This window comes from Pontibacter chitinilyticus, from assembly GCF_039748935.1.
In the GTDB taxonomy this organism is placed as follows: domain Bacteria; phylum Bacteroidota; class Bacteroidia; order Cytophagales; family Hymenobacteraceae; genus Pontibacter; species Pontibacter chitinilyticus.
The window spans coordinates 1-12,413 of record NZ_JBDIZJ010000014.1; the positions used below are offsets into that span (position 1 = coordinate 1).

Here is a 12,413-nt window from a genome sequence, read left to right on the forward strand (position 1 = left end):
GCTTACACTTTCTTGGAGCAGAACAGTAAATTCAAACCTGCCAGAATCAATGCCTAATTTCCGAGTTCACGTTAAAGCAAAACGCCAGTTAAGTAACGCCTGTCTTAGAAGTCACCCAACTGGCGCTGTGTTGCTTATTTTATACTTAGCAGTTGCCGTCGATGTCGCAGCTGTCGCCGCTTGCCTTTATTTCCTCTAAAGCCGGAGCCACTTGCGCAAACACCTGTCGGAAAGTTTCTGCGGGCTGTGCCCCGCTTACCAGGTACTGCTCGTTTATGATGAAGGCAGGAACGCCGGTGATGCCTGCTGCCTGCGCCCACTGCTCCAACGCACGCACCTCCTGTTTGCCCTCTTCTCCCTCGAAGAAGCCTTCCAGCCGCTCAGCCGGAATACCGTTGGCAATCCCTATCTCTTTCAGCACAGCGACATCGTTCATGTTTTTGCCTTCGGTAAAGTAGCTGTAGAATAGCGCGTGCGCCACCTCCTCCTGCACACCGCAGGTGCCGGCCAGCCAAATCAGCCGATGGCCGTTGAAGGTGTTGTTTACGGTTGTCAGTTTATCAAACTGAAAGTCGATGCCTTCGGGCGTTCCGGCGTCTGTCAGGCGTTGGTTCATGGTATCCAGCTGCGACAGGATGTTCGGCCCATAGCTACTTTTAAAGTAGTCCAGCCGGTCTACACCTGCTTGCGGAATGTTCGCGTTCAGTTCAAAAGGCTTAAAGGAGATATCAAACGCGTAGGCATCGTTTGCTTCTGCCATGGCTTTATGCAGGCGCTGTTCGCCAACATAGCACCAGGGGCAGTTTATATCCGACACAATGTCAATCTTTATCTTCTGTTTTGTCATTTTTCTTCTCTTTATACTTTCATTTATACGTCGCCTGTCCCCAGAGCTGTTGTAAGTAGCCGGAACATAAGCATGTAGGTACATGCAAAAACATTGCCGACTTGCGCTTTGTGACAATTTTTGTAAAGTATTGCAGTATCCTTTTTCTACCGGTCTGGTCCGGCACTTCTGCTCATGGCTACTTCTTTAGGCCGCCGCAATGGTCACCACGCTTACCTCTGCTGCTCCGGCTCTCAGCAGTTCCACAGCGCAGGCTTCCAGCGTCGCGCCGGTCGTCATCACATCATCTACCACAAGTATACGCTTGCCTTGCACCAACTCCGGCCGGGCTACCCGAAACACCTGTTCCACGTTTTGCCACCTGTCGAGGCGGTTCTTCTTAGTTTGGGTAGATGTAGCAACCAGTCGCTCCAGCACAGTGCTGCTCCAGGGCAGTTCCATAGCATCAGCCAACCCTTTAGCAAATAAATCTGACTGGTTGTAGCCGCGGCGACGCTGTTTAGAATGGTGCAGCGGCACGGGTACAACGACATCTAACTGCTGGTTATACTTGTAATCGGAGAGGAGGGAGCCGTAGCGTTGGCCCAGGTGCTCGCCCAACTCCTGCGCGCCTTTATACTTGAGTTTGTGTAATAGCCGCTGCACACGTCCTTTCGGGACAAAGTATAAGTAGGAAAACGCAAACTTCACGGGCACCTTGCCCCAGAACCGGCGCTGCAACGGGTTCAGTTCGGTAGCGCCATGCACATGAAAATCGGTGTAGGGCAGCTTCACGTTGCAGTTGGTGCAGATGTATTGCTCCCCTCGCGCCAAGGCGCTATCGCAGGCATAACAGCTTTGCGGAAACAACAAGGAGAGCAGATCGTGAAACATTGGCTGGCAGCTTCGGTTTAAGATATTCTGGTTAATTTCGCGTAACTTTATACTATAAATACATACAAATAAGCAATTAGCATACACAACAATGGCTTTAGTAGAAGAATTCAACGACTACCGCACGCGCATGAACGAGCGCATCATGTCATACGATAACAAGGTGATCAAGCGTTTCTTTAACCTCGACACGAACACCTACATGGAGGGGGCGCTGGACGTGAAAACAAAAGAGATGCTGGGCCTGGTGGCTTCGATGGTACTGCGCTGCGACGACTGCATTAAATACCATGTGGGCAAATGCTACGAAGAAGGCCTGACTGACGAGCAGATCATGGAGGTCTTTTCGATCGCCAACCTGGTGGGCGGCTCTATCGTGATCCCTCATTTCCGCCGCGCAGTGGAGTACTGGGAAGAACTGAAAGCACGCGGCAGCGCGGAGTAAATTATTGTTGATTGTTGATTGCTAATTGTTCATTTTAGTTCGGCAACCAACAATCAACACCTATTAATCAACAATCAAATGGATTTGGATTCAGAGAACTTAGAGCATAACTGGACGCAGTTGCGGGCAGCCTTGATGAAGCAGTTCGGTAAAAAACCGGACATGAACGCGATCCTGTTTCTTATCGGGATTCAGGAACTGGGGATAGGCATCCGCGAATTTACGAAAGAAGAAAAGCAGGACCTGATGCACATTGCCACCTGCAAAGTATTCAGCCTGTCGGGTTACTATGAGTTTACCGGCAAGGATGAGGAAGGCTGGCCGCACTATACAGCCGTCAAAGCGATTCCGTTTGCTAACCTGCGCGAACAGGAGAATATGCTGAAATGGCACGTCATTGAATATTTCAAAGAAGCAGAACTTTAACCTAGAACACATTCCCGTAGCACGTAGCACAATTTTTTAGAAGGCGCAGCCCATAGCTCCTCTTTTAAGAATTGGATCAGCTTTGTAGTGCTGCCTAGTATAAACCGCCTTCTCTTACTTTAATTTATAAGTATAGAGAAAGTCGTGCTACCTGATACAAGCAACAGATCTAACATGAAGATTATTACCTATAATGTCAACGGCATTCGTGCTGCGCTAACCAAAGGCTTTGGCCAGTGGCTGCAGGCCGCCAACCCCGATGTGCTCTGCCTGCAGGAAATCAAAGCCGACGAATCGAAATTTGACAAAGCTTTTTTTGAGGACATGGGCTACCATGTATACCTGCACCCGGCTCAGAAAAAAGGCTATAGCGGCGTGGCCATACTTAGCAAACAGCAACCGCAGCACGTACAGGTAGGCTGCGGCATAGACTGTTACGATGCGGAAGGCCGCGTACTGCGCGCCGATTATGGCGACGTGTCGGTGATGAGCGTGTACATGCCATCGGGCTCTAGTGGCGAAGAGCGGCAAGGCTTTAAGTTTAAGTGGATGGATGATTTCCACGGCTACATCGGCGACCTGAAACATACACTTCCCGGGTTGGTGATCAGCGGTGACTACAACATCTGCCACCAGCCCATCGACATTCACAACCCGAAGTCCAACGCGAACAGCTCAGGCTTTTTGCCGGAAGAGCGCAGCTGGATGAGCCAGTTTATTGGCAGCGGCTTTATCGACTCATTCCGTCACTTTAACACCGAGCCGCACAACTATACCTGGTGGAGCTACCGGGCCGGGGCACGCAACAAAAATCTGGGTTGGCGTATTGACTATAACATGGCAACCGAAAGCCTGCGCCACCGCCTGAAACGGGCCGCCATTTTAACAGAGGCAAAGCACTCCGACCATTGCCCTGTGCTGCTGGAACTGGAATAGGGACGATATACTAAAGTATGGTCAGAATTAGTTTATACTTTAGGGGCAACACGTTGATCTTTTCGTACTATATTACAAGTTGTTAACCGGATTTGGTTAACTTACCACTATAGCTGCCATGTCATAAAACAGAAAGAGCAAAGTCATGAAACATTCCGATGCACTCGATCAGTTGCTGCATCAGCTGCAGGAGTTCAAGCAGAAGTTCTACCTCAACATGTTGTTGCGGGGTAGCATTTTTGCAGTAGGGCTCCTGCTGTCTGTTTATATTATCTACAGCCTGCTGGAGTACATGTTTTACTTTCCGGAGTATGTAAGGGCTTTTCTGCTCTTCTCCTTTGTAGCAGTAGTGGTGTATGTGTTTTTCCGCTGGATCGTGTTGCCGGTATCGGCGCTGGCTAAACTCAAAAAAGTACTGACTGATGAGCAGGCAGCGCAGCGGGTAGGCTCTCATTACCCCGATATCCGCGACAAACTGCTCAATGCCATTCAGCTCCGGAACCTGGACCACACCAACGATCTTATCGCCGCAAGTATAGCCCAACGCACCGGGCAACTGGTAAACTTCCGTTTTACAGATGCGGTTACCTACCGCGACAATACCCCGCTGCTGAAGTATGTGGCCCTCCCGGCGCTCATTGCCATACTTATCGCGATCATCTATCCAACGATCTTTGTACAGGGCACAGAGCGCATCATTCATTATAAAACACATTATACCCCACAGGCGCCTTTTCAATTTGTGGTGCAGAGCAACCCTTTACAGGCATATCGCGGCGAGGACTTTGAGCTGAAAGTAGATGTGCAGGGGCAGACAGTACCCAGCGAAGTATACCTGAGCTACAACGGCCGCCGCCAGAAGCTCTCCCATACCAATGATGGTACCTATACTTATACTTTCAAGCAACTGCAGAACCCAGTAGATTTTCAATTGGAGGGCTCAGGCTTTCTGTCGGATACTTATACCTTGGCTTTGCTGTCGCGGCCTAACTTGAAAGACTTCAGGATGCTGGTGCAATACCCGGCATACCTGAAGCGCAAGCCGGACGAAGTACAGAACACCGGCAATGCAACTGTGCCCGAGGGCAGCACTATTACCTGGAATTTCTTCACCACTGCAACCGACAGCGCGAAGCTGGCCTTCGAAGCACCTGCTCAAACCATAGCCGCCGAAAAAGAGGACGACAGCTTTAATGCCAGCAAGCAATTTAGCCAGAGCCAGAACTACAGCATCAAGCTTCGCAACAAGTATAGCACTAACAAGGAGGAAATCACTTACCAGATCACCACAATACCTGACCGCAACCCGCAGATAAGTATAGAGCAGTACCAGGACACGGCACTGTATACGTACATGGTGCTCGGTGGCGATGTGTCGGATGATTATGGCCTGACCCGACTGGCGCTGTACTACCGCATCAGCAATGATAAAAACCCACAGGCAAACTATAAAAGCCAACCTCTTGCATTAAACCCGCAACAGCTCAGCCAAACATATTACTACCAATGGAACACCGCTGCCCTGAACATGCAACCTGGTGATAAGCTGGAGTACTTTGTGCAGGTATGGGACAACGACGGCATTCATGGTCCGAAGAGTGCCCGCACCCGCACTTTTGAGCTGAAAGTACCTGACAAGCGCGAACTGCAGAAGGAACTGGACAGCAATGCTGAGTCGGTGGCCAGCCAGATGAGCAACACCCTGAACCAGGCGACACAGCTGCAAAAAGAACTGGCGAAGTCTGAGGACAAGATGAAGACCAAGCGCGACCTGAACTGGCAGGACAAAAAGCAGCTGGAAAGCCTGGTAGAGAAAAAGAAGCAGTTGGAGCAGGACATGGCCTCTATGAAAGAGCTATATGATCAGCTCAATAAAAAGCAGAACATGCTCAGCGAACCTAACCAGCAGCTAGCCGAAAAGGCCCAGCAGTTGCAGAAGATGATGAACGACCTGCTGGACCCGGAAACCAAAAAGTTATACGAAGAACTGGAAAAGCTCCTGCAACAGCAGCAGCAACCTAATGATGCTGAACTGCAGAAGCTCCTGAGCAAACTCGATAACCGCGAAAAGAACATGGAGCGGGAGATAGAGCGGGCGCTGGAGCTGTTCAAGCAACTCCAGTTTGAGCAAAAGCTGGACAACATCACCAACAAGCTCGACGAGATGGCCAAAGACGAAAAGCAGCTCGCCGATAAAACAGCGCAAAAAGAAGAGAAGAACCCACAGCTGCAGCAGGAGCAAAAAGAACTGCAGCAGGACTTTGAAGATGTAAAAAAGCAGATGGACGAGCTGAAGGAGCTGAACCAGAAGATGGAGAACCCGAACAGCATGGACGAGCAACAGCAAAAGCAGGACCAGCAAAACGTGGAACAGCAAATGCAGCAGAGCCAGGAACAGCTGCAGAAAGAGCAGAATCAGAAAGCCAGCGAATCGCAGCAAAAAGCAGGGGAGAAGATGCAGCAGATGGCCCAGAAGATGCAGGAAATGAAGAGCAGCATGAGTATGGCCGGCATGCAGCAGAACCTCGACAACCTGCGTGATATTCTTGAAAACCTGATCACCCTTTCATTTGACCAGGAGGCGCTGATGAAACAGTTCCGGACAGTGAACCAGAGCGACCCGCGCTTTATCACGCTCTCGCAGCAGCAGCTCGCCCTTAAAGATAATGCCCAGGTAATTGAAGACAGCTTGTTCGCCCTTTCCAAAAAAGTGTTTCAGATCCAGTCGTTCGTAACGCGCGAAGTGGCCGGCATGAACCAAAGTATGGACAACAGCATGAAAGAACTCAGCGATCGCAACATACCCAGAGCTACTGCCCAACAGCAACTCGCCATGACCAGTATGAACAACCTCGCCCTGATGCTGAATGATGCCCTGAAGCAAATGCAACAGGCGATGCAACAAATGCAGGGAAGTATGGCCGGCAAACAAAAGGGTGGCAAGCCTAAGCCAGGTAGTTTAGGAGAAATGCAGCAACAATTGAACAATAAAATCGAAGAATTGAAAAAAGGTGGCAAGTCGGGTAAGGCACTTTCTGAAGAATTAGCTAAATTGGCTGCAGAGCAGGAAGCCTTGCGCAATGCCATGCAGGAAATGCAGAAGCAGGGGCAAAAACCCGGCGAGAACGGCCAGAATGGCAATGCTGGAAATATCAGTAAGATGATGGAACAAAGCGAGACTGATCTCGTTAATAAACGTTTGACTGAGCAAACCATCATGCGTCAGCGTGAAATACTGACCCGTTTGTTAGAAGCAGAGAAAGCCGCGAAGGAGCGGGAATTGGACAATAAACGAGAAGCTAAGACAGCCCAGGAGATTGCCCGTAAGACGCCGCCTTCCTTTGAAAAGTATTTAAAGGCAAAAGAAAAGCAAACTGAGTTACTTAAAACGATACCTCCTGCCTTGTCGCCGTACTATAAGCAGAAGGTAAATGAATACTTTCAGAATATTAGTAAATAAACGCACCTATTTTTACACTTAACGATTAATATGAATCAGGTTAAAATTCAGATTCCTTCCCTAATCGAAAACATCAGAGTAATTGAAAGCTTTATCGACAACTCAAAGGAAGAATTCGAGTTTGAGGACGACATTTATGGCAACATTATGGTTGCTGTTACGGAATCTGTAAATAACGCGATCCGCCACGGAAACAAGTTCGACAAAGACAAGAACGTATATCTTACCTTGCAGGTAGAGGATAACAAACTGCTGTTTGAAGTAGAGGATGAAGGCCCCGGCTTTGATTACGAACACCTGCCTGATCCTACTGCTCCTGAAAACCTCGAGAACCCAGGCGGCCGAGGCATTTTCCTGATGCGCAACCTTTGCGATGAAGTCAACTTTGCAGAGCACGGTAAAAAGGTACAGTTGGTATTTAACATTTCGGCCTTACAGAATGGATCATCCAATTGAGTTCTTTAGCGAAGACATAAACTTTTCACTAACTAACCAGGAGCAAGTTTCAGATTGGATAGCCACCGTAATTGAGCAGCATAAACAGAAACTAGGAAGCCTTACCTACGTTTTCTGTTCTGACAATTACCTGCATGAGATAAACCTGGAGTATCTCGATCACGATACCCTCACTGACATCATCACCTTCAATACTGCCGACGAGGAAGGCATTATTGAAGGTGATATTTTTATAAGCATAGACCGCGTGCAGGATAATGCTGCCGATCTCGGTACTGCTTTTGATGACGAACTGCACCGCGTCATCATCCATGGCGTCCTTCACCTCCTTGGTTTTAGAGATAAGTCGGAACAGGAAGAAAGACTTATGCGCAAAGAAGAGGATTCTTCGTTATCTTTGCGAAAGTTTTAACTGCTAAAGGAATTCCCAACCTTCCGCAGATGTTTCACGTGAAACATCTCTAAATCCAGAATACATGTTTCCAGAATACGATATTATAGTTGTAGGAGCTGGGCACGCAGGCTGTGAGGCCGCTGCGGCTGCTGCGAAAATGGGTTCAAAGGTGCTGCTGGCAACCATGAACATGAATACGATTGCTCAAATGTCGTGTAACCCGGCTATGGGCGGCGTTGCGAAAGGGCAGATCGTGCGCGAGATAGATGCCTTAGGTGGCATGAGCGGTATCATTACTGATCAAACCATGATCCAGTTCCGGATGCTGAACAAATCCAAAGGTCCTGCCATGTGGAGCCCGCGCGCTCAAAGCGATCGGATGCGTTTTGCTGAAGCCTGGCGCTTAAGCTTGGAGCAAACAGCTAGTGTCGACTTCTGGCAGGAGATGGTAACAAGTATACTTGTAGAAGATGGTAAAGCTGTTGGCGTACGCACCAGCCTGGGGATAAATATACATGGAAAGGCTGTTGTTTTAACAAATGGCACCTTTTTGAATGGTATTATCCACATTGGTGAGAAGCAGCTAGGAGGTGGCCGCGCCGCTGAAAAAGCAGCCAAAGGTATAACGGAGCAGTTAATAGAATTGGGCTTTGAAGCCGGCCGAATGAAGACCGGAACCCCACCACGGGTAGATGGCCGCAGCCTGGACTATAGCCGCATGGAAGAGCAGTTCGGCGACGAGCACCCTTCCAAATTTTCTTACACAGACACAGAGCCGCTGAAGCAACAGCGTAGTTGTTATATTACTTATACTAATCCAGAAGTACACGAGATCCTGAAAACTGGCTTTGAAAAATCGCCCATGTTTCAGGGCCGCATTCAGGGATTAGGCCCACGCTATTGCCCAAGTATAGAAGATAAGATCAACCGCTTCGCTGACCGTGACCGTCACCAGATCTTTGTGGAACCGGAAGGATGGAACACCGTGGAAGTATACGTGAATGGTTTCTCAAGCTCCCTACCAGAAGATGTGCAGCTAAAAGCACTTCGAAAAATAGAAGGCTTTGAAAACGCAAAAATGTTCCGCCCAGGGTACGCCATTGAGTACGACTTCTTCCCGCCTACACAACTGGACCTGACATTGGAAACAAAGCTGGTACAGAACCTATACTTCGCCGGCCAGATCAATGGCACGACCGGTTACGAAGAGGCCGCTTGCCAGGGTCTGATGGCAGGTATAAACGCGCACAACAAGATCAACGACAAGGCACCCTTTGTGCTGAAGCGCTCCGAAGCATACATTGGTGTATTGATAGACGATTTGGTAAACAAAGGGACGAACGAGCCTTACCGCATGTTTACTTCACGCGCAGAGCATCGCATTCTGCTGCGCCAGGATAATGCCGATATACGCCTGACGAAGCTTGGCTATCAACTTGGATTAGCGGATGAAGCCCGCCTGAAAGCTGTGGATAAGAAGATAGAAGAAACAGCCGAAATCATTGCCTATTTAAATAATAAGCCGATTGAGCCGGGAGATATCAACAGCATGCTGGAGGAATTGGGTTCTGCGCCAATAGTAGAAAAGCAACGGGCGGGTCAGCTCATCAAACGACCGAATATCGAAATAGAAAACATTGCGGCGGCAGTACCAAGTATAGGAGAGTACCTAAGCAAGTTTAAACTTGCCAGTGTAGAGCAAGCTGGTATCTCCGTAAAGTATGAGAGCTATATTGAGAAAGAATATCTCATGGCAAATAAGATGAGTGAGTTGGAGAACTACATCATCAAAGAGAAGATAGATTACCGGAACATTCCGGCTTTATCAGCGGAAGCTAAAGAAAAGTTGTTGAAGATAAACCCTGAAACAATCGGACAGGCTTCCAGGATCAGTGGTGTTACACCAGCTGACATTTCGGTACTAATGGTATATCTTGGAAAATAAATGAGCTACGAAAGATTAGAACAGTGCCCGGTCTGCGGTAAAAGCGAGTTCAAAAACTTTTTAGTAGTAACGGATAACGCTGTATCAAAAGAGAGTTTTGTAATAGTCGAATGTGAGAATTGCGGGTTTAAATTCACCAATCCGCGGCCAGATGCAGCCAGCATCGGCACCTATTATGAATCAGAAGAATACATCTCACACAGCAATACAAAAAGTGGAATTATCAACAGAGCCTACCATGTGGTACGCTCCATTACCACCAAGCAGAAAGTAGACCTTATCAACAGGTATGCAGCAAGCAAAGGCACTATACTAGATTATGGTTGCGGCACAGGCGTATTTCTGGCAGCCTGTAAAAAAGATGGCTGGGAAGTACGGGGAGTGGAGCCAAACGAAAAGGCACGGCAGATCGCCTCTACGGAAACAGGCGAGATCATTGCAACAAGCCTGCAGGATATCCAGGGCGAGAAGTATGATGTGATTACCCTCTGGCATGTACTGGAGCATGTGCACCAGCTGAATGAAACAATAGATGATCTGATCGATTGCCTGCAGGAAGATGGGACGCTTATTATAGCTGTTCCTAATGCGGACTCGCATGATGCACAACAGTACAAAGAAAATTGGGCAGCCTACGATGTGCCGCGCCACCTCTACCACTTTACACAGCAAACCATGAAACGCTTCCTGAAGAAGCACCGCATGAAGCTGGAGGAGGTACTGCCTATGAAGTTTGACGCCTATTATGTAAGCCTGCTGAGCGAAAAGCAAAAGGAAGGAAAGGCAAGTATGCTAACTAGCGTTGTTAACGGCTATAAATCAAACAGCCACGCCGAGAAGAATGGCAATGATTATTCAAGCCTTATTTTTGTGGCGAAGAAGAAATAAGCGTGCATAAAAACCAAGAGGAAAGAAGGCAAGCGCAAGTTTGCCTCTTTGCTTTTAAACACCTGATGAAATGAAGTTATATACCCTGATCTTAACCGTTGCCACAGCTATAAGCCTGAGTTCCTGCGCCAGCATTAGTGCGCCGGAAGGAGGGAGGAAAGACACAACTCCGCCTATCCTATTAAACAGTATTCCAGCAAACCAGCAATTAAATGTGACAGGCAAGAGTGTAAGTCTCACCTTTGATGAATGGGTACAGGTGAAAAATCTAAATCGCGAATTACTGATTACCCCTAATACTAAAAACCCTTACAAGGTAAAATCAGATAAGGAAACTATTACGCTGGAATTTGAAAAACCACTGCAGGAAAACACGACCTACACGTTGAACTTCAGAGAAGGCTTGATGGACATTACGGAGAGTAATAAGCCAAAGAATCTGAAGCTTTCATTCAGTACAGGTTCCTTTATAGATTCAAGTAAAGTAGCCGGCACAGTTGTGGACATGATGACACAGCAACCCGAGAAAGATGCTGTGGTTGCTTTATATCCTGCGGGCGACACACTCAATATCAGAGAAGATCCACCTTATTACCAGGCGCAAACTGATTCTGCTGGGAGGTATACATTCGAAAATATAAAGGAAGGGGAGTATAGAATGTATGCGTTGATAGACAAGAACAAAAATGCCTTTTATGATAATGAGAATGAGAAAATAGGCTACTTGTCCACAACAGTACATATCACACCAACTACAGAACCAGTGACCTTGCAAACAGTGCGAGTAGACACCAAAAGTCCGATATTGATGCAACGGCAGAGCTATACCGACAGGTTTGTAGCCAGCTATAGTGAGGGCATACAACGTTTTAGCGCACGCCCATTACAGCAGCAAACAGATAGCCTGTACTATAAACAAAGCAAAGATGGCAAGCTAATGCAGCTGTTTAAAACACCACAGTTTGCAGGTGGAAAAACAATATTAGCCGCTGTGGATTCCTCTGGCAATATGAAGGTAGATACGGTTCAAATCGACTTTCAGGGGAAACGAGCGCAGCTGATTAAGGGGGCACAGTTAAAAGTTACAAACACCGGAAATACGACCTACCGCGAAGGCCAAACAGTAACACTTGAATTGGAAACTCCGGTGAACATCAGCGGGAATACTCCGGTAAGCCTTATGGCAGATTCTGTACTATTACAAACGTTGACTCCAGATCAACTGCAACTGGATCCGTCCAGAACAGAATTAAGCTTCAAACTTCCTGCACTGAAAACACAGCAAAAGCAGATAAGTATCGCACTGGATTCTGCTGCTATAGTACCGATAGAGGGAGCAAAGCTGCGCTTCGGTGAGTTGCCGCTAACACTGGCAGAAACAAGTGGAACCGGAACAGTGAAAGGAAAAGTTGAAACAAATGCAAGCGCGTATACTATACAATTGTTGACGCCACAGTATGTTCCGATTGCAGAAGTAAAAGATAAGAAGGCATTCACTTTCGCTAAAATAGAACCTGGGAAGTACCTGATCCGGGTGCTAGTAGATACCAATAATAACGGCATTTTTGATAAGCCAGATCCGAAGCTGGAGAAGCCTTTAGATAAAGTGTATATCTATCCACAGCCAATTACAGTAAGAGCAAATTGGGATTTAGAAGATATCAAGCTGGAGTTCTAGCATAAGTAGAAAATCAAAGAAAAAGGAAGCTCAGATGGGCTTCCTTTTTTATTTCAGGACCACTG

At 47.7% G+C, this 12,413-nt stretch carries 11 protein-coding genes; 9 read left to right on the plus strand and 2 right to left on the minus strand.

Annotated features, from left to right (window positions below):
- Positions 1-145 precede the first annotated feature (145 nt).
- Positions 146-847: a DsbA family oxidoreductase gene (locus ABDW72_RS17415; protein WP_347159880.1), complete on the minus strand. Its 702-nt coding sequence runs from the start codon at positions 845-847 to the stop codon at positions 146-148.
- 186 nt (positions 848-1,033) lie between these two features.
- Positions 1,034-1,720: a ComF family protein gene (locus ABDW72_RS17420; protein ID WP_347159881.1), complete on the minus strand. Its 687-nt coding sequence runs from the start codon at positions 1,718-1,720 to the stop codon at positions 1,034-1,036.
- A gap of 91 nt (positions 1,721-1,811) precedes the next feature.
- Between ABDW72_RS17420 and ABDW72_RS17425 the strand changes: the two genes are divergently transcribed.
- The 9 genes from ABDW72_RS17425 (at position 1,812) to ABDW72_RS17465 (ending at position 12,348) form a co-directional block, all read left to right on the plus strand.
- Positions 1,812-2,165, plus strand: a complete 354-nt coding sequence (locus tag ABDW72_RS17425; RefSeq protein WP_347159882.1) for a carboxymuconolactone decarboxylase family protein — start codon at positions 1,812-1,814, stop codon at positions 2,163-2,165.
- A 78-nt stretch (positions 2,166-2,243) separates the two neighbouring features.
- On the plus strand, positions 2,244-2,591 hold the full coding sequence (locus ABDW72_RS17430) for a hypothetical protein (RefSeq protein ID WP_347159883.1): 348 nt from the start codon (positions 2,244-2,246) through the stop codon (positions 2,589-2,591).
- Between the two features lie 174 nt (positions 2,592-2,765).
- A complete protein-coding gene (locus ABDW72_RS17435) occupies positions 2,766-3,527 on the plus strand; it encodes an exodeoxyribonuclease III (RefSeq protein WP_347159884.1) in 762 nt (253 codons plus the stop codon).
- 145 nt (positions 3,528-3,672) lie between these two features.
- Positions 3,673-6,987, plus strand: coding sequence for a DUF4175 family protein (locus ABDW72_RS17440; RefSeq protein ID WP_347159885.1), 3,315 nt, complete (start codon positions 3,673-3,675; stop codon positions 6,985-6,987).
- A 30-nt stretch (positions 6,988-7,017) separates the two neighbouring features.
- Complete coding sequence (locus tag ABDW72_RS17445; RefSeq protein ID WP_347159886.1) at positions 7,018-7,443, plus strand: ATP-binding protein; 426 nt, start codon at positions 7,018-7,020, stop codon at positions 7,441-7,443.
- Positions 7,427-7,855 carry an rRNA maturation RNase YbeY gene (gene ybeY, locus ABDW72_RS17450; RefSeq protein ID WP_347159887.1) on the plus strand — a complete coding sequence of 143 codons (429 nt, stop codon included), beginning with the start codon at positions 7,427-7,429 and terminating at the stop codon, positions 7,853-7,855. Before ABDW72_RS17445 ends, ybeY begins: the two co-directional genes overlap by 17 nt.
- Positions 7,856-7,919: 64 nt before the next feature.
- Complete coding sequence (gene mnmG / locus ABDW72_RS17455) at positions 7,920-9,782, plus strand: tRNA uridine-5-carboxymethylaminomethyl(34) synthesis enzyme MnmG (protein ID WP_347159888.1); 1,863 nt, start codon at positions 7,920-7,922, stop codon at positions 9,780-9,782.
- The gene (locus tag ABDW72_RS17460) at positions 9,783-10,670 is read left to right on the plus strand and encodes a class I SAM-dependent methyltransferase (RefSeq protein WP_347159889.1); all 888 of its coding nucleotides are present in this window, start codon (positions 9,783-9,785) and stop codon (positions 10,668-10,670) included.
- A gap of 70 nt (positions 10,671-10,740) precedes the next feature.
- Entirely contained in the window at positions 10,741-12,348 is a 1,608-nt protein-coding gene (locus ABDW72_RS17465) for an Ig-like domain-containing protein (protein ID WP_347159890.1), read from the plus strand.
- Positions 12,349-12,413 lie beyond the last annotated feature (65 nt).